The 22,896-nt window shown below is 45.5% G+C and carries 24 protein-coding genes, 1 tRNA gene and 2 rRNA genes; 13 read left to right on the forward strand and 14 right to left on the reverse strand.

The features are described from left to right. Positions 1 to 309: 309 nt before the first annotated feature. From OJ16_RS12235 to mlaF, 8 genes are all read right to left on the reverse strand, one after another. Entirely contained in the window at positions 310 to 1,038 is a 729-nt protein-coding gene (locus OJ16_RS12235; protein ID WP_040991026.1) for a 1-acylglycerol-3-phosphate O-acyltransferase, read from the reverse strand. A 148-nt stretch (positions 1,039 to 1,186) separates the two neighbouring features. Next, the gene (gene murA, locus OJ16_RS12240; protein WP_040991028.1) at positions 1,187 to 2,452 is read right to left on the reverse strand and encodes a UDP-N-acetylglucosamine 1-carboxyvinyltransferase; all 1,266 of its coding nucleotides are present in this window, start codon (positions 2,450 to 2,452) and stop codon (positions 1,187 to 1,189) included. Positions 2,453 to 2,461: 9 nt separating this feature from the next. Next, on the reverse strand, positions 2,462 to 2,716 hold the full coding sequence (gene ibaG / locus OJ16_RS12245) for a BolA family iron metabolism protein IbaG (protein WP_040991030.1): 255 nt from the start codon (positions 2,714 to 2,716) through the stop codon (positions 2,462 to 2,464). A gap of 9 nt (positions 2,717 to 2,725) precedes the next feature. Continuing rightward, on the reverse strand, positions 2,726 to 3,040 hold the full coding sequence (locus tag OJ16_RS12250) for an STAS domain-containing protein (protein WP_040991032.1): 315 nt from the start codon (positions 3,038 to 3,040) through the stop codon (positions 2,726 to 2,728). Then, entirely contained in the window at positions 3,040 to 3,675 is a 636-nt protein-coding gene (locus OJ16_RS12255; protein WP_040991034.1) for an MlaC/ttg2D family ABC transporter substrate-binding protein, read from the reverse strand. Before OJ16_RS12255 ends, OJ16_RS12250 begins: the two co-directional genes overlap by 1 nt. Next, a complete protein-coding gene (gene mlaD, locus OJ16_RS12260) occupies positions 3,675 to 4,166 on the reverse strand; it encodes an outer membrane lipid asymmetry maintenance protein MlaD (RefSeq protein WP_040991036.1) in 492 nt (163 codons plus the stop codon). The genes OJ16_RS12255 and mlaD overlap by 1 nt, the downstream gene beginning before the upstream one ends. Positions 4,167 to 4,168: 2 nt before the next feature. Beyond that, positions 4,169 to 4,960 carry a lipid asymmetry maintenance ABC transporter permease subunit MlaE gene (gene mlaE, locus OJ16_RS12265; RefSeq protein WP_040991038.1) on the reverse strand — a complete coding sequence of 264 codons (792 nt, stop codon included), beginning with the start codon at positions 4,958 to 4,960 and terminating at the stop codon, positions 4,169 to 4,171. Then, positions 4,957 to 5,754, reverse strand: a complete 798-nt coding sequence (gene mlaF, locus OJ16_RS12270; RefSeq protein ID WP_040991040.1) for a phospholipid ABC transporter ATP-binding protein MlaF — start codon at positions 5,752 to 5,754, stop codon at positions 4,957 to 4,959. The genes mlaE and mlaF overlap by 4 nt, the downstream gene beginning before the upstream one ends. A gap of 234 nt (positions 5,755 to 5,988) precedes the next feature. Here mlaF and OJ16_RS12275 point away from each other — a divergent pair, with 234 nt between their 5' ends. The 12 genes from OJ16_RS12275 (at position 5,989) to mgtE (ending at position 15,176) form a co-directional block, all read left to right on the forward strand. Beyond that, complete coding sequence (locus OJ16_RS12275; RefSeq protein WP_040991042.1) at positions 5,989 to 6,954, forward strand: calcium/sodium antiporter; 966 nt, start codon at positions 5,989 to 5,991, stop codon at positions 6,952 to 6,954. A gap of 19 nt (positions 6,955 to 6,973) precedes the next feature. Further along, positions 6,974 to 7,939, forward strand: coding sequence for a KpsF/GutQ family sugar-phosphate isomerase (locus OJ16_RS12280; protein ID WP_040991044.1), 966 nt, complete (start codon positions 6,974 to 6,976; stop codon positions 7,937 to 7,939). Further along, positions 7,939 to 8,496, forward strand: coding sequence for a 3-deoxy-manno-octulosonate-8-phosphatase KdsC (gene kdsC / locus OJ16_RS12285; protein ID WP_040991046.1), 558 nt, complete (start codon positions 7,939 to 7,941; stop codon positions 8,494 to 8,496). The genes OJ16_RS12280 and kdsC overlap by 1 nt, the downstream gene beginning before the upstream one ends. Beyond that, positions 8,493 to 9,056: an LPS export ABC transporter periplasmic protein LptC gene (gene lptC / locus OJ16_RS12290; RefSeq protein WP_040991047.1), complete on the forward strand. Its 564-nt coding sequence runs from the start codon at positions 8,493 to 8,495 to the stop codon at positions 9,054 to 9,056. Before kdsC ends, lptC begins: the two co-directional genes overlap by 4 nt. Then, positions 9,037 to 9,534 carry a lipopolysaccharide transport periplasmic protein LptA gene (gene lptA, locus OJ16_RS12295; RefSeq protein ID WP_040991049.1) on the forward strand — a complete coding sequence of 166 codons (498 nt, stop codon included), beginning with the start codon at positions 9,037 to 9,039 and terminating at the stop codon, positions 9,532 to 9,534. Before lptC ends, lptA begins: the two co-directional genes overlap by 20 nt. 2 nt (positions 9,535 to 9,536) lie before the next feature. After that, positions 9,537 to 10,262 carry an LPS export ABC transporter ATP-binding protein gene (lptB, locus tag OJ16_RS12300; protein ID WP_040991052.1) on the forward strand — a complete coding sequence of 242 codons (726 nt, stop codon included), beginning with the start codon at positions 9,537 to 9,539 and terminating at the stop codon, positions 10,260 to 10,262. Between the two features lie 43 nt (positions 10,263 to 10,305). After that, a complete protein-coding gene (locus OJ16_RS12305; RefSeq protein WP_040991054.1) occupies positions 10,306 to 11,766 on the forward strand; it encodes an RNA polymerase factor sigma-54 in 1,461 nt (486 codons plus the stop codon). A 24-nt stretch (positions 11,767 to 11,790) separates the two neighbouring features. Beyond that, the gene (gene hpf / locus OJ16_RS12310) at positions 11,791 to 12,078 is read left to right on the forward strand and encodes a ribosome hibernation promoting factor (RefSeq protein WP_040991056.1); all 288 of its coding nucleotides are present in this window, start codon (positions 11,791 to 11,793) and stop codon (positions 12,076 to 12,078) included. A gap of 2 nt (positions 12,079 to 12,080) precedes the next feature. Next, complete coding sequence (gene ptsN / locus OJ16_RS12315; RefSeq protein ID WP_040991058.1) at positions 12,081 to 12,527, forward strand: PTS IIA-like nitrogen regulatory protein PtsN; 447 nt, start codon at positions 12,081 to 12,083, stop codon at positions 12,525 to 12,527. Positions 12,528 to 12,534: 7 nt separating this feature from the next. Continuing rightward, positions 12,535 to 13,398: an RNase adapter RapZ gene (gene rapZ / locus OJ16_RS12320; RefSeq protein ID WP_040991060.1), complete on the forward strand. Its 864-nt coding sequence runs from the start codon at positions 12,535 to 12,537 to the stop codon at positions 13,396 to 13,398. 3 nt (positions 13,399 to 13,401) lie between these two features. Further along, positions 13,402 to 13,680: an HPr family phosphocarrier protein gene (locus OJ16_RS12325; protein WP_040991062.1), complete on the forward strand. Its 279-nt coding sequence runs from the start codon at positions 13,402 to 13,404 to the stop codon at positions 13,678 to 13,680. 140 nt (positions 13,681 to 13,820) lie between these two features. Next, a complete protein-coding gene (mgtE, locus tag OJ16_RS12330) occupies positions 13,821 to 15,176 on the forward strand; it encodes a magnesium transporter (protein ID WP_040991064.1) in 1,356 nt (451 codons plus the stop codon). 83 nt (positions 15,177 to 15,259) lie between these two features. Here the strand turns inward: mgtE and metH are convergent, their stop codons facing one another. Continuing rightward, complete coding sequence (metH, locus tag OJ16_RS12335; protein ID WP_040991066.1) at positions 15,260 to 18,937, reverse strand: methionine synthase; 3,678 nt, start codon at positions 18,935 to 18,937, stop codon at positions 15,260 to 15,262. A 168-nt stretch (positions 18,938 to 19,105) separates the two neighbouring features. Here metH and OJ16_RS12340 point away from each other — a divergent pair, with 168 nt between their 5' ends. Further along, the gene (locus OJ16_RS12340; RefSeq protein ID WP_040991069.1) at positions 19,106 to 20,389 is read left to right on the forward strand and encodes a cation:proton antiporter; all 1,284 of its coding nucleotides are present in this window, start codon (positions 19,106 to 19,108) and stop codon (positions 20,387 to 20,389) included. Positions 20,390 to 20,504: 115 nt separating this feature from the next. On the opposite strand, the gene OJ16_RS12345 is transcribed toward OJ16_RS12340, so the two are convergent. From OJ16_RS12345 to OJ16_RS12365, 5 genes are all read right to left on the reverse strand, one after another. Continuing rightward, a complete protein-coding gene (locus tag OJ16_RS12345; protein ID WP_040991071.1) occupies positions 20,505 to 21,203 on the reverse strand; it encodes a DedA family protein in 699 nt (232 codons plus the stop codon). Between the two features lie 30 nt (positions 21,204 to 21,233). Then, positions 21,234 to 21,635 carry a hypothetical protein gene (locus OJ16_RS12350; protein ID WP_236688403.1) on the reverse strand — a complete coding sequence of 134 codons (402 nt, stop codon included), beginning with the start codon at positions 21,633 to 21,635 and terminating at the stop codon, positions 21,234 to 21,236. Between the two features lie 405 nt (positions 21,636 to 22,040). After that, a tRNA-Asp gene (locus OJ16_RS12355) sits at positions 22,041 to 22,117 on the reverse strand. Between the two features lie 70 nt (positions 22,118 to 22,187). Further along, positions 22,188 to 22,303: ribosomal RNA gene (gene rrf, locus OJ16_RS12360) — 5S ribosomal RNA — on the reverse strand. Positions 22,304 to 22,394: 91 nt separating this feature from the next. Next, positions 22,395 to 22,896: ribosomal RNA gene (locus tag OJ16_RS12365) — 23S ribosomal RNA — on the reverse strand; the annotation flags it as partial.

Below are 22,896 nucleotides of genomic sequence, written 5' to 3' on the forward strand. Positions count from 1 at the left end.
AAATTAAACGCCCGCTATAACTGAATCTTCATCAAGGCTGGCCCATTCTCGCAGTCATAACGCCACCACAAACTTTACTTCCCCTACCGCTTAACTTAGAACAGCTCTAACGCTGCCTACTAGCACAGATGAGCACACGGCGATAATCTCTTACGCATCTGCCCCTTAGAATAAACAAAGCGCCTACAATGGCTCTCAGGCGTTATAGACCGTACACAAATAAAGTCGCAGCGGTTTTTGACCGATATAAAAAAAGCGTGCGACCCGCGCACGCTTCTAATACTCATTCTTATGAATACCCAAACAACATTATTTCGCTTGGTTAAGTACCTTCACTTCTTCATTCAACTGCGTCAGCTTTTGTTCCATCTGCTCGCGACACAAGTTAGCCACTTCGCGTACTTGCTCTTTCTTACAGCCTTGAGTGCTCACTGGAGGCAGCATCTCAACGATCACATGTCCATTGTTCCAACGGTTAAGCTTAACGCCTTCTGTCGAACTACAAACGATTGGCACCACATCGACGCCTGCACCAATCGCAGTATGGAAAGCACCGGTTTTAAATGGCAATAAACCACGCCCGCGTGAACGCGTTCCTTCCGGGAACATCCAAATAGAGACGTCGCTGTTTTTCATCTTATCAATCACTTGATCGATGGTTCCCATCGCTTTGCTACGGTTACCACGATCGATCAAAATATTCCCCGTTAGCCAGTATAACTGACCGAATAAAGGGAGGAATGCCAAACTCTTCTTACCTACTGTCACGACTTTCGGTGTTACCGCACCCGCCACGGTGAACAAATCCCAGTTGTTTTGATGATTTGCAATATAAACATGCTGACCACGCGTGTAGGCATCATCTGGCATTCTGAACTCTAACTTGATACCAAATACGCGTGACATTTTGCTAAACAGGCGACCAAAGGTGAAGACATGTTTAGGATTGCGCGGGCTCAGTAGACAATAGCCACAGCCAAATACAAACATGGCAATCGCAAATATCGCGACAGCAAACAGACGGAACAGTGCAATCATTAATGTTCTCCAAGAACAATGAGGTAAAAATTATGGCCTTAATCTAACGTATCTTTTAGCCATAAAAAAGCCGAAACATTCGTTTCGGCTTACATATGTACTCTAAACTTCGTTTTATACGTTGTTTATCGTCATTTTGAATCGTTAATTAATTCGCTTCGCGAAAACGCTCGATATTTGCACCCAAAGCAGACAGCTTATCTTCAATCTTATCGTAACCACGATCGATATGATAAATACGGTCAACGATGGTTTCACCTTGTGCAATACAACCTGCGATCACAAGGCTTGCAGAAGCGCGTAGATCCGTTGCCATCACTTGAGCACCGCTCAGTGATTCAACGTCACCACAGATCACTGTGTTGCCTTCAATGTCCGCTTTAGCGCCCATACGCATTAGCTCTGGCACGTGCATGAAACGGTTTTCAAAAATCGTTTCAGTGATCACGCCACCGCCTTTTGCCATCAAGTTAAGCAAAGTAAACTGTGCTTGCATGTCCGTCGGGAAGCCTGGGTGTGGCGCAGTGCGGATAGTCACCGCTTTCAGCTCACGACCTGTCATATCAAGCGAAATCCAGTCTTCGCCGGTTTCAACTTGGGCACCCGCTTCTTCAAGCTTCGCCAATACCGCTTCAAGTAAATTCGCACGAGTATTACGACAAACTACTTTGCCGCCAGAAACCGCAGCTGCCACAAGGAAAGTACCTGTTTCAATGCGGTCAGCAACCACGGCATGCTTACCACCACCAAGGCGTTCAACACCTTCGATAGTAATCGTGTCAGTACCTGCACCCGTCACTTTTGCGCCTAATGCATTCAAAAAGTCAGCCGTATCAACAATTTCCGGCTCACGTGCAGCGTTATCCAGTACGGTTTTGCCTTCGGCAAGCGTTGCCGCACACATAACCGTGATCGTTGCGCCCACACTGACTTTATCCATCACGATGTGTGCGCCTTTCAGACGACCGTCTACCGATGCTTTAACGTAGCCATCTTCCAGTACTATCGTTGCGCCTAATTGCTCGAGACCGTGGATATGAAGGTCCACAGGACGAGCGCCAATGGCACAACCGCCAGGCAGTGATACTTGACCTTGCCCAAAGCGAGCCACTAGAGGACCAAGAGCCCAGATAGAGGCACGCATGGTTTTCACTAAGTCATAAGGTGCACAGTATTCATTAATGCTGCTTGGATCGACGTGCACAGAACCATTACGCTCAACCTTAGCACCTAAGCGCTTAAGTAACTCCATTGTGGTATCAATGTCACGTAGGTGAGGCACGTTGGTCACTTCAACTGGCTCTTCAGCCAAAATCGAAGCGAACAGAATTGGTAGGGCGGCGTTCTTTGCACCAGAGATAGTGACTTCACCAACCAGTGGTTTATTAGAACCAGTTACTCTAAATTTTTCCATTACTAAACCTTACAGTGACATCAACTTTTTATCGCGAGCCCATTCTGCAGGCGTGTAAGCCTTTATAGAGACTGCGTGGATGTCATTTCTTTGGATATACTCCATGAGTGGCGCATAAATAGTTTGTTGTTTCTTAACGCGGTTCATTCCCTCGAAACAAGCATCAACAGCGATCACTTCGTAGTGGCTACCCTCGCCCTTTACGTGTAGTTCTTCTAGGTTTAGTGCTTCGTTTAAAATCTGTTGTACTTTTGCGCTATCCACAATTTACCTCTAATTAATCTTTATGTGCTCAGCAATGTATTTTTCAACATTACTCAATGCCAGCAAAGTGCTGAGTTGCGTAGGCACGAAGCTGAGCATTATATGACAGTTTTGTTTTTTTGCATGCTCTAATAGGTGAATGATCATCACCATTCCGGCGGAATCAATACGCTCGACTTCTGACAAGTTAATCTCAAACGATGACGTCTGTGGTTGCCAAGCTTTAAAGAGCGGCCACAAGCCCGGTACGGTATCACGATTTAAGCGCCCGAGCAGAGCGCCACTATGTTCGTCGATAACACGATATTGCTCATGCTCGATCATTACTTCGCCTCAAAACGGATCGGTTGAGCAGCCAACGCATCCAATTCTTTTGCCACCGACAAAATGCCATCTTGACGCAGCTTACTGTTCCACTCTGATTGCTTGCTTGATAACAAGCTGATGCCTTCAGCAATCATATCAAAGACTTTCCATTCGCCCGTTTTCTTATCTTTACGCAACTTAAACTCTAGCTGAATATTTGGGCGAGGTGCATCAACGATATCCACTTTAACGCTGGTGATCGTTTTACTTGGATCCAATTTAGTCTCAGGTCCAAATTCAATTTCTTGGTCGGTATACTGCGTCAGAACCTGTGCATACGACGCAATAAGATATGAGCGAAAAGCCGTAATGAACTCGTTCACATCAGAACGCTTCGCACCTTTAAGATTAGAGCCTAATAGCTTTAGTGCGGCATACTTATAATTCACATAAGGCATTAACTCTTCTTCCACAATCACTTTTAGGTGGTTGGGATCTTGTTTGATGATGCTTTGTTCTGCTTTCAATCGCTCAAAAGCCATGCCACCAACCTGCTCCATCATTGGGTATGGTTGTGTTTTATCGATCTCGGCACTTATCGCACTCAATGGCAAGAATAAGGCGACGACCATTAGTATTAATTTGTTCAACATTACTCTTCTCCCGACTCTGAATTACCACCGCCCACGCTATACAACACCTGACCAATCAAATCTTCGAGTACCATGGCTGATTTCGTATCTTCAATATAGTCATTGTCCACCAGCATCTGTTCGTCATCAAAAACAAAACCTGGTGTTAGACCAATGTATTGCTCACCGATGAGCCCTGATGTCAAAATTTGCACACTCGAGGTTTCAGGGAACTGCTGGTATTGACCACTGATTGCCATACGCACAACAGGCAAGAGTGATTCAGCGTTTAAAGTAATCGACGTAACACGCCCAATCACCACACCACCAACTTTCACAGGCGAACGTACTTTCAAACTACCAATATTGTCGAACTCGGCATTTAGTGTGTAAGTATCACTCGAACCGATGCCTTTTACGTCAGCGACTTGAAAAATCATAATCAAAATGGCGCAAATACCAGCGAGAATGAAGCTACCTACCCATAATTCGGTTTTACGTGTCTGTTGCATTTTTAGTTCCCAAACATCAATGCGGTCAGTACGAAGTCTAGCCCAAGTACTGCCAAAGAAGAGTGTACTACCGTGCGAGTGGTTGCACGGCTGATGCCTTCCGAAGTAGGAATCGCATCATATCCATTAAATAAAGCAATCCAAGTCACGGTAATGGCAAAGACCAAACTTTTGATAAAGCTGTTGCCAATATCCTGACCCAATTCAACCGATGATTGCATCGCAGACCAGAAACTGCCGTGATCTACGCCTTTCCAATCAACGCCAACGATCTGGCCACCCCAAATGCCCACCGCCATAAAAATCATGGTCAACAGTGGCATCGAGATCACGCCAGCCCAGAAACGCGGTGCAATCACACGCTTTAATGGGTCAACAGCCATCATTTCCATTGACGACAGTTGCTCAGTCGCTTTCATGAGTCCAATTTCAGCGGTTAATGCCGAGCCCGCACGCCCAGCAAACAACAGCGCCGTCACGACCGGACCAAGCTCACGAAGTAGCGATAGGGCAACCATTTGACCAAGTGCGCCCTCCGCGCCAAAATCGACCAAAATAACGTAGCCTTGTAAGCTCAACACCATGCCAATAAACAGACCAGATAAAATGATGATCAGCAAAGATTGAACGCCTACGCTATATAACTGCTTAATAAGCAATGGCGCATTTTTAATAGGCTGAGGTTTGGAGGCTAGCGCGCCAAATAACATGAGGCTCGCGCGGCCCACGGCGATGCTTACGCCCATACCACGACGGCCGAGTGAAGCGATAAAATCGAGAAAATTCGTTATCATTGAAACAGATCCTCACCAATAGGTTTCGCTGGATAACGAAATGGCACAGGGCCGTCGGCATCACCGACTAAGAATTGTTGAACTTGAGGGTCCGGATTCGCTCTTAATTCATCAGGCGTACCACTGGCGATCACTTGACCGTTCGCCAATATATAAACCCAATCAGCGATACTCATCACTTCAGGAACATCATGAGAAACCACCACCGCCGTAATACCCAGCGCTTGGTTTAAGTTACGGATCAGCGTCACCAGCACACCCATCGTAATCGGATCTTGACCAACGAAGGGCTCATCAAACATGATCAGTTCAGGATCGAGCGCGATCGAACGAGCCAGAGCGGCTCTGCGAGCCATCCCGCCAGAGAGTTCATTTGGCATCAGTTCTGCGGCACCACGTAAACCCACCGCTTCCAACTTCAGCAGCACTAGTGTGCGCAACAAGTCTTCGTCAAGCTGAGTGTGTTCACGTAGTGGAAAGGCAACGTTATCAAAAACGTTAAGATCAGTGAACAAAGCGCCGGATTGAAAGAGCATACTCATACGCTTTCTTTCTTGATAGAGCTTGCGGCGGCTTAGAGAGGGAATATTAACACCGTCAAATAGAACCTCCCCACTATCGGGAAGAATTTGCCCGCCAATCAGGCGCAATAACGTTGTTTTACCAATCCCTGATGGTCCCATAATGGCCGTCACCTTGCCCTTGGGAACATGGAGGTCTACGCTATCAAAAATCTTGCGATTCCCACGAGAGAAACTCAGATTTTTGACCGTAACCAAATCATTTGATGACATGTCATACTCGTCGTCATAATCCTTTTATAATGCGCAATCATAAGCAGATTAAGTGTGAATTTAAAGCACTGTTCAATTAATTGTGAAGTACTTAAATTCTCTTGTTTCACTCACATCATCGTTCGAATAACAAAATGAGCGGTAAATAATTGAATGTTCAGCTTCCATTTTACCCCCCAACACGTCAAAATTGGCGGTTAAATTGTTCAGTTTGTAGATAAGTTAGGATATATCATGATCGAAGCCGTTGCGTTTCTTATTGTTGGTCTCATTTTTCTGGTTTGGAGTGCTGACAAGCTGGTTTATGGCTCTGCTGCCCTAGCCCGCAACTTCGGTATTTCACCGTTGGTGATCGGTATGACTATCCTAGCAATGGGCTCTTCTGCCCCTGAAATGATGGTTTCAGCGACCGCTGCATTGGATGGAAAAACCGATACTGCCGTTGGCAATGTTATTGGTTCAAACATCGCTAACATCGCGCTGATTCTTGGTATTACTGCCATCATCAAACCGCTATTAATTAGCTCACCGGTTTTACGCCGAGAATTGCCCCTAATGATCGTTGTAACACTGATCTCGGGTGCGATTTTGTGGGATAACCATCTTGGTTTCTACGAGGGTGTGTTGTTACTAAGCCTATTTGTGGTGTTTATCCTTGCGATGCTACGAATTAGCCGTAAAGAACAACCAAATGGCGATGTCTTACTCGACGAACAAGAACAAGACGTGCCTGAAGGCGTCGACAATAAAATCGCACTGATGTGGGTCGTGATTGGTCTTATCATTCTTCCTATCGCAGCCGACACGCTAGTCGATAGCTCTGTGGTTATCGCAAAACATTTCGGCATGAGCGACCTTGTAATCGGCCTTACGATTATTGCCGTTGGTACAAGCCTACCAGAATTAGCGGCATCGGTTGCTGGCGTAATGAAAGGTGAAGACGACATGGCCGTCGGTAATATTATCGGCTCCAATGTGTTCAACATTCTGGCCGTTATGGGTATTCCAGGCATTCTAAACCCATCAATCCTGAGTGATTTAGTGATGGGCCGTGATTTCTGGGTCATGCTGGCCGTGTCTCTGTTGTTGGTTGTCATGGCGCTTGGTAAGTCACGCAGCATTAACCGTTTTGAAGGCGCGTTTCTGGTGGTCGTGTTCATTGCGTACCAAAGCTACCTTGTTATCAATATGAACGCGTAATTATTCGCTGGAGATTGTGATGTTTGATTATCGCGCAGCTGCATTGGAAGTGCTTAATATTGAAGTTGAAGCACTAAAGCAACTCGATCAATATTTTGATGACAGTTTTGTTCAAGCTTGTGAAACGATCTTAGCCAATAAACACGGCAAAGTAGTGATCATGGGCATGGGTAAATCAGGTCATATTGGCAATAAAATTGCAGCCTCTCTTGCCAGTACAGGCACTTCAGCCTTTTTTGTTCACCCTGGGGAAGCCGCTCATGGCGACCTCGGTATGATAGAGCCTGGCGATATCGTTCTGGCCATTTCAAATTCAGGCGAATCTGGTGAAATATTATCGCTATTTCCAGTATTGAAGCGTCTCAAAATTACGATTATCAGTATGACCGGTAAGCCCAATTCAAACATGGCGAAACTGGCAGATATTCATCTACAAATTACCGTACCAAAAGAAGCCTGTCCGTTAGGCTTGGCTCCGACATCAAGCACCACCGCGACGCTCGTCATGGGTGATGCTCTAGCGGTTGCACTCCTCCAAGCGCGTGGCTTTACCGCAGAAGATTTTGCGCTATCCCACCCTGGTGGTGCATTAGGTCGCAAACTGTTACTGAAACTTTCCGACATCATGCATATCGACGATGCTCTACCGTTAGTTTCACCTGAAACCTTAGTCCGAGATGCTCTGCTAGAGATCAGCCAAAAAGGATTAGGAATGACGGCCGTGGTTGATGACAAGCGAACACTACTTGGCATTTTTACTGATGGCGACTTACGTCGAATCTTAGATAAACGCGTTGATATACACACCGCATTAATCCGCGACGTCATGACGATAAATCCAACCGTCGCGAATCCAAACATGTTGGCGGCAGAAGGTGTAAACTTAATGCAAGAGAAGAGCATTAATGGCTTACTACTTTGTGAAGACAACATCGTTGTTGGCGCATTGAACATGCATGATTTACTCAAAGCTGGAGTGATGTAATGACGAATAAAATCGACACCTTATACGGTGAGGTTGACGCTGACACCTTCGCGATTGCAAAGCAGATAAAATTACTCATTTGTGACGTCGATGGCGTGTTCTCTGATGGCTTGGTTTATATGGGCAACCAAGGTGAAGAGTTAAAAACCTTTCACACTCGTGACGGCTATGGCGTAAAGTCTTTGATGAACGCTGGGATTGAAATCGCCATCATCACCGGTCGTCAATCACAGATCGTAGAAAATCGCATGAAAGCGTTAGGCATTGAGCTAATTTACCAAGGCCAAGACAATAAAGTCGCCGCTTACCATGATATTTGCCAACAACTGGGCATTGCACCAGAGCAAACCGGCTATATTGGCGATGACCTTATCGATTGGCCAGTGATGGAAAAAGTCGCCCTGAAAGTCTGTGTGGCAGACGGTCATCCTTTGCTTGTTCAACGCGCAAACTACGTCACCACGATTAAAGGTGGTCATGGCGCAGTGCGTGAAGTTTGCGATCTGATCCTTCAGGCTCGTGACGAACTCGACGTACACAAAGGTTTAAGTATATGAGTTTATCTCGTATCGGTTATTTACTGCTGATCATCATCATTGCCATTTCTGGCTATTACTTGATGACCAACAAAGCCAGTTACGATATTCAGGTCGAACCGAATGTCGAGTTACCGCTTTTTACCGGTAAGATGCTCATCAATACATCGTATGATGAGCAAGGCATTCGCAGTTATGTGATTACCTCGAATAAACTCGACAACTACGCGAGCAGCGGTGACACTATTTTTGACCAGCCAGTATTGAAGGTCTACAAAGACGGCGACATTCAAGAATGGCAAATTACCGCCGTTCGTGGTGTTCTGACTCAAGATCATGTACTGACTTTAGAAACGGATGTGTTAGGTAAAAATTTACTACCTGACTCCGGCTTTGACACTTTATCCACTGACATCATGCACATTCAGTTGGATAATCGAGATTTTTGGGCTGACAACCAAGTGACACTCATGGGTTCTCAGTTTGAGACCGTCGGTCAAGCGATGAAAGGCAATTTCGCTGACAACACGGCAATCCTCTACAAACATGTAAAAGGTAGATATGAAACTCTCACACCTTAGTTTAATCGCCTGCTTGTTCGCAACGACACAGGCACTCGCATTATCTACGGATAGCGAACAACCTGTTTACATCGATTCAGACAGCCAACACCTTGATATGCAGAGCAATAAAGTCACCTTCTTGGGTGATGTTAAGCTTAAGCAAGGCAGCATTAATATCAATGCCGACAAAGTCATTGTGACGCGCAACAAAGAAGATGGCTCAATAAACAAGATTGAAGGCTACGGTAATCTTGCGACTTTTTCTCAGCTAACTGATGATGGCAAAACGCTCTACGGTGAAGCGCAAGAGCTTTACTATGAAGTGAGCAATGATCAGCTCACCATGATTGATAACGCAATGCTGGCACAAGATGATAGCGAGATTCGTGGTAACCACATCCGCTACAAAATCTCATCACAGAAGCTCATTGCAGACGGCAAGCAGAAAGGCGACCGCGTTTCAACCGTACTACAGCCTCAAGCGGTACAAGAATAATTATGGCGATTTTAAAAGCAGAACACTTAGCAAAAAGTTACAAAAACCGAAAAGTGGTTTCCGATGTCAGCTTGCAAGTAGAGTCAGGTCAAATTGTTGGCTTACTGGGCCCAAATGGCGCCGGTAAGACGACCTCTTTTTACATGATCGTCGGCCTTGTGGCGCGTGATGAGGGCACCATCAGCATTGATGGGCAAGACATCAGTATCTTACCGATGCACAGCCGTTCACGTATGGGGATTGGCTACCTACCACAAGAAGCCTCTATCTTCCGCAAACTGTCGGTACAAGACAACATCATGGCGGTATTGGAAACGCGTGAAGAACTCACGCGTGAAGAGCGCCAAGACAAGTTAGAAGATTTATTGGAAGAATTCCACATTCAGCACATTCGTGAAAGTGCGGGTATGGCATTATCGGGTGGCGAACGCCGACGCGTAGAAATCGCACGCGCCTTGGCAGCCAACCCACAGTTCATTTTATTAGATGAACCTTTCGCAGGTGTTGACCCTATCTCGGTTATCGATATTAAAAAAATCATTGAACATCTTCGAGATCGAGGTCTAGGTGTTTTGATCACAGACCACAACGTACGCGAAACACTTGATGTCTGTGAAAAAGCCTACATCGTAAGCCAAGGACACTTGATCGCAGAAGGCACCCCAGAAGACGTGCTAAATAACGAACAAGTAAAACAAGTTTATCTTGGTGAGCAATTCCGACTATGATTAATAAAAAGTCTATAGAACTTTAAAAGGCACCTATTACTGAATGAAACCCTCATTACAACTCAAGCTAGGACAACAACTGGCAATGACGCCACAGCTACAACAAGCCATAAGGTTGTTGCAACTGTCGACGTTAGACCTCCAGCAAGAGATTCAAGAAGCCTTAGATTCAAACCCTCTACTTGAAGTAGAAGAAGGCAGCGAAGATCTCACCACCAGCGATGAAAAGATGCGTAATGAGGATAAAGAAAACAGCGCGGATACCTCGGAGCTTGATCAACCGGACAGTTCGGAATTGATTGAAAAATCAGAAATCAGCTCCGAACTGGAAATTGATACCACATGGGACGATGTTTACAGTGCCAATACTGGAAGCACCGGCATAGCGGTTGATGACGACATCCCGGTTTATCAAGGTGAAACGACCGAATCACTTTACGACTACCTCACTTGGCAGTTGGATCTCACGCCCTTCAGCGAACTGGATAGAACCATCGCTTTAGCTCTCATTGATGCGATCGATGACTATGGCTACCTCACGGTTCCACTCAGCGAAATTCTAGAAAATTTCGATCATGATGAAGTGGAGCTTGAAGAAATTGAAGCGGTACGTAAACGCATTCAGCAATTTGACCCACTTGGTGTCGCATCTATAAACCTACAAGATTGCTTGCTACTACAACTCGCGACCTACCCAGAAGACACCCCTTGGCTCAACGAAGCCAAACTGGTGTTGACCGATCATATTGATCAACTTGGTAACCGTGATTATAAGTTGATCATCAAAGAGACTAAGCTTAAAGAGGCCGAACTTCGAGATGTTCTCAAACTGATCCAACAGCTCGATCCGCGTCCAGGTAGCCGAATTTCCACTGAGCATGCAGAATATGTCGTTCCTGACGTGTCCGTTTTTAAAGATCATGGGAAATGGGTCGTCACGATCAACCCTGATTCGATTCCACGTTTAAAAGTAAATCAACAATACGCCGCCTTAGGCAAAGGTAATAGCTCAGATAGCCAATACATTCGTTCAAATCTGCAAGAAGCAAAATGGCTGATTAAAAGCTTGGAAAGCAGAAACGAGACATTGCTCAAAGTTGCCAAGTGTATTGTTGAACATCAAAGAGATTTCTTTGAGTATGGTGAAGAGGCAATGAAGCCTATGGTACTCAATGATGTTGCCCTCGATGTGGATATGCACGAGTCAACAATCTCTCGTGTTACGACACAGAAATATATGCACACACCACGCGGTATATTTGAATTGAAGTATTTCTTCTCCAGTCATGTCAGTACTGACAACGGTGGAGAATGTTCATCGACTGCAATACGAGCTTTAATTAAAAAACTCGTTGCTGCTGAAAATAGTGGCAAGCCACTGAGTGACAGCAAGATTGCAGCGCTACTCGCTGACCAAGGGATCCAGGTCGCTAGACGAACAATAGCAAAATACCGAGAATCATTAGGTATTGCCCCTTCAAGTCAGCGTAAACGCCTACTTTAAGGCAACAACCGAGAAGGAAAGCCTATGCAAATTAACATTACTGGCCATCACGTAGATCTTACAGACTCTATGCAAGACTACGTAAATGAAAAATTTCAAAAGCTGGAGCGTTTTTTCGACCACATAAACAGCGCTCAGGTGGTTTTAAAAGTTGAAAAACTCAATCAAATCGCAGAAGCTACCCTTCACATAAATCAAGGCGAAATTCATGCTTCAGCCGATGAAGAAAGTATGTATGCCGCAATCGACTCGTTAACCGATAAATTGGTTAGACAACTCAATAAGCACAAAGAAAAACTACATAATCATTAACTATGCAACTTAGCGAAATCCTAACACTGGACTGCACCAAAAGTGCAGTCCAATGTACCAGCAAAAAACGCGCTCTCGAAATGATCAGTGAAATCGTCGCAGAGCATACCGGACAAAATTCAACCGAACTTTTTGAATGCATGCTCAGCCGTGAAAAAATGGGCAGTACTGGCATCGGAAATGGAATAGCCATTCCCCATGCTCGTATGCAATCAAGTGATAAAGCCGTTGCGGTACTTTTACAATGTGAGAGTCCGATTGAATTTGACGCAATTGATAATCGTCCAGTTGACGTGTTGTTTGCTCTTCTTGTTCCCGACGCACAATGCAAAGAGCACCTAAAAACACTTTCATGCATGGCTGAACGTCTGAATGACAAACTCGTTTTAAAGCAGCTTCGTAAAGCACAATCCGATCAGGAGCTCTACGACATTATGATCAACAGGTAATCAGGCTATGCGTTTAATTGTAGTGAGTGGCCAATCTGGCGCAGGCAAAAGCGTCGCGTTGCGCGTGCTCGAAGATTTAGGCTACTACTGTGTCGACAATCTCCCAGTGAATCTATTGAGTGTCTTCGTTCAATCAATTCAAGATAGCAAACAGAATGTTGCCGTCAGTATCGATATTCGCAATCTTCCCACTGAACCCGCACTCGTCAGCGATGTCCTGCAAAAATTAAAGCAAGATACCGATGTGAGCGTGCTGTTTCTTGATGCGAACAAAGACACACTACTCAAACGCTACAGCGAAACACGCCGTATACATCCGCTCTCCCTCACGCACGAAAATACTTCGCTTGAACAAGCCATCGAAAAAGAAAAACAAATTCTTTCTCCATTAAAAGAACACGCCGATCTTATTATCGATAGCAGTAACCAGTCATTACACGAATTGAGTGAAAATGTACGACTGCGTGTTGAAGGCCGTGAACGCAAAGACCTAGTCATGGTATTTCAATCCTTTGGCTTTAAATATGGCTTACCAAGCGATGCCGATTATGTCTTCGATGTGCGCTTTCTTCCCAATCCACATTGGCAACCCGACTTACGCCCACTCACCGGATTGGATGCGCCAATAAAATCATTCCTTGAAGGCCATCAGGAAGTCATGGAGCTGAAACAACAGGTTCAAAAATTCATTGAATGCTGGTTACCGATGCTAGAAAAAAACAATCGCAGCTATCTGACGGTAGCAATTGGTTGTACCGGGGGTAAACACCGCTCTGTGTATCTAACCCAACAGATCGGCGAATATTTCGCGCAAATGGGACATCAGGTACAAATCCGCCACACTTCATTAGAGAAAAACTTACAGGATTAATGCATGCCGCAAGAGAGTAAAACAGTTCTTATTGAAAATAGACTTGGCCTTCATGCTCGTGCGGCAGTAAAACTGGTAGAACTCGCTCAATCGTTTAAGTCTATACTGACGATTCAAAACCACGAAGGTAAACTGGCGACTGCCGATAGCGTAATGGGGCTATTGATGCTCGAATCCGCGCAAGGCGAACACGTCACGATTCATGCCGAAGGTGATGATGCGCATCATGCTTTGATCGCGGTTTGTCAGCTAATTCAGCACAAATTTGATGAAGATGAGTGACCATTTTCCTGCTTTAATTTTAAACACTGTTCACTTATTTCAGCAGTTAATTTGTTTTTCTTAATGCAAACTTATTAAACAAGCTGTTAAATTAAGTTACTATTCAACGCATTGTAACTATATAGAGTCAGGGGGAACCAATGGCCGAGCAAATAGAATTTGACCAAGCTCACCAAGCCCTGCAAGAAGTCAGCGATGCTTTAGAAAATGGCCGTTTTGTTCATGTCCGCCGTCAATTACAGGACATGGAACCGGAAGATATTGCTCATCTTTTAGAGGCCTCGCCACGTAAAAGCCGTGAAGTTCTTTGGCAGCTTACCGATCCAGAAGATTATGGTGAAATCCTCGATGAATTAAGCGAGGACGTGAAAGATGATCTCGTTTCACGAATGGCGCCAGAAATGCTGGCCGAAGCAACCGAAGGCATGGATACCGATGACGTGGCTTACGTCTTGCGTAGCTTGCCCGATGATGTTTCTCGTGAAGTCCTCTCTCAGATGGACGTTGAAGATCGTCAACGCGTCGAAACCGCCCTTTCGTATACCGAAGATACCGCTGGTAGCTTAATGAATACTGACGTCATCACTATCCGTGGTGATGTCGATATTGACGTAGTCTTGCGCTACCTGCGCATGCGCGGCGAACTGCCTGAAGCAACCGACGCCCTATACGTTATCGATGAAGAGAACCGCCTTATCGGTGAACTCTCGCTGACCGCAATCTTAACCACACAACCTGATATTCAAGTCGCGGATGTGATGGAAGATGCGGATGATGCGATTGAAGTCACGATGAAAGACTCTGACGTTGCCAGTTTGTTTGAGCGCCGAAATTGGGTTTCCGCTCCGGTTATTGACGAAAACCAACACCTAGTCGGTCGTATTACCATCGATGATGTGGTGGACGTTATCCGTGAAGACGCCGAGCACTCAATGATGAGCATGGCGGGTCTAGATGATGATGAAGATACTTTTGCTCCCGTTGTAAAATCTGCCCGTAAACGGAGTGTTTGGCTAGGTGCAAACGTACTTGCAGCGCTTGCTGCGGCCTCGGTCTCGAATATGTTTGAGGCCACATTAGATCAAATGGCCGCAATCGCAGTATTGATGACCATTGTGCCTTCCATGGGCGGGGTTGCCGGTAACCAAACCGTTGCTCTTGTCATCCGCGGCCTCGCTCTGGGCCACATTGGTGACTCGAACAAGCGTGAGCTGTTAATAAAAGAAGCCGCAATCGGCTTTCTCAATGGCATCATGTGGGCACTGATTATTGGGGGGATTGTCGTCGCTTGGAAAGGTAACTGGATACTGGGCGCAATTATTTCGACAGCGATGATGACGAACCTATTGGTCGCAGGTATCGCTGGAGTAACCATCCCAATCATGCTGAAGAAAATGAATATCGACCCTGCACTAGCGGGCGGTATGGCACTGACGACAGTCACGGACGTGATTGGTCTATCCGTTTTCTTAGGTTTAGCCACGATATTTATCTAAATCGCTAATTTAAATTAGCCCGATAGAAAAAGCACAGCCTCAAGCTGTGCTTTTTTGTTTCAATGACGGGCAGTGACGTGTCATTAGTTCATATTTGGCCCGAGCCATTTTTCAGCTTCCAACATATCCCAACCTTTTCGGTCAGCATAGCTTTCCGCCTGATCTTGCTGAATTTGGGCGATAGCAAAATAACGTGAATCAGGATGCGAGAAATACCAACCAGAAACCGCCGCGCCTGGCCACATGGCATAGCTACTAGTCAGTGACATTTCAATGCTCTCTTCTACATTGAGTAAATCCCACAATGGCCCTTTCTCAGTATGTTCAGGGCACGCCGGATAACCCGGTGCAGGGCGAATACCTTGGTATTTTTCACGGATCAAATCATCATTAGAGAGATCTTCATCACTTGAATAACCCCAAATTTCTTTTCGCACTTTTTCATGCAAATACTCCGCAAACGCCTCAGCCAAACGATCCGCCACCGCTTGAATCATAATGGCATTATAATCATCACCGGCGGCTTTATATTGGTCGGCCAATTCTCTTTCACCAATCCCGCCCGTCACAGCAAACGCACCAATCCAATCAAGCTTGCCACTCTCTTTCGGTGCAATGTAATCCGACAAGCAGGAGTTAAACCCTTTTGGTTTCTCGGTTTGCTGACGTAAATTGTGCAAAACCTTCGCGACCTCAGTACGTGACTCATCGGTGTACACTTCAATGTCATCACCAACACTTGCTGCTGGTAACAATGCACACATACCGCGCGCCTCAAGCAATTTTTCTCGCTCGACACGATCAAGAAGTTCATTCGCATCTTTGAACAGTCGCTGCGCTTCCTCTCCCACCTCTTCATGCTCTAAAATCGCAGGGTACTTGCCCACGAGTGACCAAGTCATAAAGAATGGTGTCCAATCGATATATTGACGCAAGGTCGCAATATCAAAATCTTTAAAGATATGCACACCCGGTTTTGCCGGTACTGGTGGCGTATAACTCACCCAATCAATCGCGACTTTATTTGCGCGGGCTCTTTCAAGCGTCACAGGACGAGTTCGAGGCTTCTTGCGACGATGTTGATCTCTTACTATTTCATAATCAGCATCAAGTTTTTCGACAAAAGCAGGGTAAAGCTCTTTGGATAGTAGCGAGGTACATACCCCAACCGCTCGTGAAGCATTATTAACGTACACTACCGGCTTATGGTAGTTCTGCTCAATCTTCACGGCGGTATGCGCTTTAGAGGTCGTTGCACCACCAATCAGCAGTGGCAACTCGAAGCCCTGCCGCTCCATTTCTTTCGCGACATGCACCATCTCATCAAGTGAAGGGGTGATCAGGCCAGACAAGCCAATGATGTCCACGTTCTCCTCTTTAGCGACTTTGAGGATCTTTTCGCACGGCACCATGACGCCAAGATCGATGATCTCGTAGTTATTACACTGCAGTACAACGCCGACAATGTTTTTGCCAATGTCATGCACATCCCCTTTCACCGTCGCGAGGAGAATCTTACCGTTCGTCGAGCCCACCTCTTTCGAAGCATTGATAAACGGCTCTAAGTGAGCAACCGCCTGTTTCATGACTCGCGCAGATTTAACGACTTGAGGCAGAAACATTTTGCCCTCACCAAACAAGTCACCCACCACGTTCATGCCATCCATCAATGGCCCTTCAATGACCTCGATCGGACGCGAGGCATTTACACGCGCTTCTTCGGTATCTTCAACGATAAATTCGGTGATCCCTTTCACCAATGAGTGCTCTAATCGCTTCTCAACCGGCCATGTTCGCCATTCTAAAGCCGAGGTATCTTCAACCTTACCCACCGCCTTATCAAGGTACTCTTGGGCAATATCCAGCAGACGTTCCGTCGAATCATCACGACGGTTTAATACTACATCTTCTACGGCTTCACGTAAGGTTTCCGGAACATTATCGTAGATTTCAAGCTGACCTGCGTTAACGATCCCCATATCCATGCCGTTTTTAAAGCAGTGGTAAAGGAATACCGCATGGATCGCTTCTCGTACATAGTTGTTACCACGGAAAGAGAAAGAAACGTTCGATACGCCACCTGAAATCATCGCATGAGGTAAATCACGCTTAATGTCCGCCACGGCTTCGATAAAATCGACGGCGTAGTTATTGTGCTCATCAATACCGGTTGCGATAGCAAAAATATTCGGGTCAAAAATAATATCTTCTGGTGGGAAGCCCACCTCATCAACCAAGATGCGGTAAGCGTTGGTACAAATCTCAAGTTTACGCTTTCGAGTTTCCGCTTGGCCAACCTCATCAAACGCCATGACAATTATTGCAGCGCCGTAGCGACGCACCAATTTGGCTTGAGCGACAAAGTTTTCTTTGCCTTCTTTAAGTGAAATCGAGTTAACGATGCCTTTGCCTTGAATACACTTTAAGCCCGCTTCAATGACTTCCCACTTAGAGGAGTCGACCATAATAGGTACTTTGGATATTTCCGGCTCCGATGCACACAGATTCAAGAAACGCACCATGCAGGCCTCAGCATCAATCATGCCTTCATCCATGTTAATATCGATGATCTGAGCACCATTTTCGACTTGCTGACGCGCCACATCGAGAGCTTCTTCGTACAACTCATCTTTAATTAGACGCTTAAAGCGTGCTGAACCAGTCACGTTGGTACGCTCACCAACGTTTAAAAACAAGGTGTCTTTCTCTATCGTTAGAGGCTCTAAACCAGACAAACGACAAGCGACGGGTAAATCAGGCAGTACTCTTGGTGTGACGCCCTCAACAGCTAGTGCCATATGGCGAATATGCTCTGGCGTGGTACCACAACAACCACCGACCAAATTTAAGTACCCACTTTGTGCCCACTCAGTGACATGCTCAGCCATATCTTCAGGTGATAAATCATACTCACCAAACGCATTTGGAAGGCCCGCATTGGGGTGGACAGAAACAAAGGTCTCGGAGATGCGCGACAACTCAACCACGTAAGGGCGTAGCTCGTCTGGGCCCAACGCACAGTTCAAACCAAAAGAAATCGGTTTTACATGACGAAGAGAATTGTAAAAAGCCTCGGTCGTTTGCCCGGATAGAGTTCGTCCAGAAGCATCGGTGATCGTACCCGAAATCATCACTGGCAATGAGTACCCAAGCTCTTCAAATACCGTATCAACAGCAAATGCACACGCTTTGGCGTTTAAGGTGTCGAATATCGTCTCTAATAGAATAAGATCAACCCCACCTCGAATGAGTGCATGGGTCGATTCTGAATACGCTTTCACCAACTCATCAAAACTCACATTACGATAAGCGGGGTCGTTAACGTCAGGAGAGATTGAACAAGTTCGGTTGGTTGGGCCTAGGACACCTGCGACATACCTCGGTCTATCGGGCGTTTTAGCTGTCCATTCATCGGCTGCTTCACGGGCAAGCTTTGCTGCAGCGAAGTTTATTTCTTCACTCAAGCTTTCCATGTCGTAATCGGCCATCGCAATGGTGGTGGCATTAAAAGTATTGGTTTCAAGAATATCGGCCCCGGCTTCAAGGTAATCGAGGTGGATATCTTTAATAAGTTTCGGCTGCGATAAAACCAACAGATCGTTGTTTCCTTTTAGGTCACAATGCCAATCCGCAAATCGTTCTCCGCGGTATTCTTGCTCTTCTAGTTTATAATCTTGAATCATGGTGCCCATGCCACCATCAATTAATAAGATGCGTTGCTTTAGTTGCGTCTCGATCTGTTGTCTTATTTTGCTTCCCACAGTACAGCCTCATTCCTTTGTGTATGACACCATCCTATCACACAATTCAAAGGAGTCTAGACGTCCAAAATGGTTAATCCCGAACGGGGCATGACGAAATAATATTTGCCATTTGCTCATCTTAGGCACAAAATTCTTATTCACAATTTGTTACACAAGAGTCTCAATATGTCCGTCTACTATACTCTTTGTTTTTTATCTGCTGCCGCGATGCTCATTGCTTTCATAAATAGCAAAATCGGCAAGATGCAAACAACCATCGCCATTACCGCAGGCTCAATGATGCTCTCATTGCTGATCTTAATTGCAGGGCAGAATGACTGGTTTCAATTGACGGAAATTGCGACTCACACCATGTCGAGTATTAATTTTGAGGATTTCCTTCTCAAGGGGATCTTAGGTTTTCTACTTTTTGCCGGTGGGCTTGGTATTAAATTACCTAACCTCAAAGATCAAAAATGGGAAATTACTGTTTTGGCGTTAGGCGCCACATTGTTTTCAACTTTTTTTATTGGCTATGCACTTTATGGCTTTTGTCTGCTTATCAATATCAAGTTTGATTTAGTTTACTGCTTGCTATTTGGCGCACTGATTTCGCCAACTGATCCCATCGCCGTCCTCGCCATCGTAAAGAAACTCAATGCTCCAAAGCGTATCTCAACTCAAATTGAGGGGGAGTCATTATTTAATGACGGTTTTGGTTTAGTGATATTTGTAACGATCTATACCATTGCATTTGGTAATGAAGCGCCGACACTCAATAGTGTGACTATGCTGTTTGTTCAGGAGGCTCTCGGTGGTATTGCTTATGGCTTGTTACTCGGATTAGTGTTCCATTATCTAATCTGCGCCACTGACGACCATTCAATGGAACTACTGTTAACGATCGGCATCCCAACAGCAGGCTACGCGCTGGCTGACATACTTCATGTATCAGGCCCTCTTGCAATGGTAGTGTCAGGTATCATGATTGGTAACTGGACACGCTATATTGGCTTTTCAAAAGAGAGTGAAGATCACCTCGATCACTTCTGGGAGTTAGTCGATGAATTCTTTAATGGGGTGTTGTTTTTACTGATCGGTATGTCGATGTTACTGTTCAAATTTCATCAAGAAGACTTCATTCTGATGGCATTTGCTATCCCATTAGTCTTAACGGGGCGCTTCCTCAGCGTATCTTGCTCTTACATCGGCTTTAAACGCTATCGAACCTACAATCCTTGGTCTATCCCTATCTTAACTTGGGGTGGCTTACGTGGTGGCTTAGCGCTCGCTATGGCTCTATCGATTCCTGCTGGTATCTGGGTGATTCCTGAAAAACAAATAGATGTTAGAGAGATCATCTTGGTGATGACATACGCAGTCGTGGTTTTCTCAATCCTAATTCAAGGCTCAACGATTACACCTATGATTGAAAAAGCTAAAAAGGCAGAAGCGAAAATAGAATCATAAACCACATTAAAAACACAAAAGGCAGCCGAGGCTGCCTTTTTTATTGTCTTCGATTTGTTCGCATTAAGCCTTAGATAGCTTTTGGATCATCATAACCCAAAAGCTCTAAACAGTCTTAACGCTCTACTTTATCAACAATCGGTTTCGCCTTGCTGGCCTGCTGTTCATTTAAAGCGCGACGAATGCGCATGGTGATAAAACCCAGTAGCGCAGTAGCAAAAGTGATCACTGGTGCTGCCATTAATGCCATCGTCACCAATTTACTGATATTTTCAGGTAATAGAGGTAACAACATACCAAATGAGCACAACAATAACGTCCATAGAATCGCACTTAACCATGCAAAATAATGGAATTTATTCACTTTATTCGCACGCATACCCATCATCAGCGGCAATAGAGAACGCACAACTGGTACAAAACGCGCACAGAATAACGCGACTAACCCATGCTTACCCAAAAGCATATCGACTTGCTGCAAACGCTTTTGTGGAACCGCATTCACCCAACCTTGAACCTTAGGTAAGCGATTCAGTAGACGCCCCTGAACATAAGCAGCCCAGCTTCCTGTTGCTGCGCAAGTCGCGATAATGATCAACACCAGAAATGGGTCTAATACACCAACAGCAGCTAATGTACCTGATAGCACTACGACACTATCGCAGGGAAACGGCGCTGCTGGAATAAAGCCACTTTCTAAAAAGATCAGCGCACCAACAACAAAATACACCATGGCAGCGCTGCCCGGTGTCATTAACGTCGCAAAGTCTTGATGCCACAAAGCCATCAAGACCGAAATAATTGAATCCAACATTTTTCACCTCATAAACAGAACAGATTTTTATTAGCCAATCTGCAGGTGATTTCGGCTATGAATGAAACGATAGATTAAATTCGTCTCATAGTGCTGTTTAACTCGATAGCCAATTACTCCACTAGATTCATCGACGGCTAGTGATAATGCACGAAACGCCAATGCGCTTAATGTATCGTTGGTTAACAAGCAATAACTTAGCTGATTTTGCCGTTCTGCAGGTTTGCCTAGATAACGGCTCAGCAAGTAGTAATGAAAGTCTTTATAATTAAGGATCGCTAATTGACGTGAGACTTGATGCTCAGAAGGCAGCCGAAGTTGATAAGCTTCCGCGATAAATTCAGGCGCATGAGGCAATAGTTGTTCATCCGTCGCATTAGTCAGCAACAGAACTAAACAAGCTGTAGAGAAAAAGCCTCTTACTCGCAACATTCAACTCCACATCAATATTTGCAGCGACATTACTACAAAACTATAAACTCTATGTGGGTTTTAGCCCCACTTGCCGATAAGTTCAATAGCGATTAACTATCGTAACCATTAGCGCCACAAAACCAGCCAATAACGGTCGTTAACAGGGCTGAAAATCAGAGATTTACGACAAAATAACAATGATATTGAGCGCATCGACGGCTTTTGCTAAGTAAAAATAGATTCAATATTTAGGCATTTTTATCAAAGTAATGATGCTCTCTAGTCTAGATTTGAAGCTTTTGAATGAGACAGGAAACAGTCAACGAAGAAGAGAAATGCGCTAGAACCTTACAGAAATTTGTTTCGACATTTTCACCAGACGTAAAAAAGCCCTGCTATTGCTAGCAGGGCTTTTTCAAATAGTGGCGGAGTGGACGGGACTCGAACCCGCGACCCCCGGCGTGACAGGCCGGTATTCTAACCAACTGAACTACCACTCCGCAGTGGCAAACTTACCGTAGTAAGCGTCCATTTTGTTTCTAGATGGTCTATCTAAAAACGAAATTTAAAGCCTGGCGATGTCCTACTCTCACATGGGGAAACCCCACACTACCATCGGCGCTATTGCGTTTCACTTCTGAGTTCGGCATGGAATCAGGTGGGTCCGCAACGCTATGGTCGCCAAGCAAATTCTTTAATTCGGAAAGCTGTCTTATGTTCTCACACACATTCAATCATGTTCTTGCATTGAGTCCTACAAAACCCCTTGGGTGTTGTATGGTTAAGCCTCACGGGCAATTAGTACAGGTTAGCTCAACGCCTCACAGCGCTTACACACCCTGCCTATCAACGTTCTAGTCTCGAACAACCCTTTAGGGCACTTAAAGTGCCAGGGAAAACTCATCTCAAGGCTCGCTTCGCGCTTAGATGCTTTCAGCGCTTATCGATTCCGAACTTAGCTACCGGGCAATGCCACTGGCGTGACAACCCGAACACCAGAGGTTCGTCCACTCCGGTCCTCTCGTACTAGGAGCAGCCCCTTTCAATTTTCCAACGCCCACGGCAGATAGGGACCGAACTGTCTCACGACGTTCTAAACCCAGCTCGCGTACCACTTTAAATGGCGAACAGCCATACCCTTGGGACCGACTTCAGCCCCAGGATGTGATGAGCCGACATCGAGGTGCCAAACACCGCCGTCGATATGAACTCTTGGGCGGTATCAGCCTGTTATCCCCGGAGTACCTTTTATCCGTTGAGCGATGGCCCTTCCATACAG

The organism is Vibrio renipiscarius, assembly GCF_000827885.1.
GTDB classification, from domain to species: Bacteria; Pseudomonadota; Gammaproteobacteria; order Enterobacterales; family Vibrionaceae; genus Vibrio; species Vibrio renipiscarius.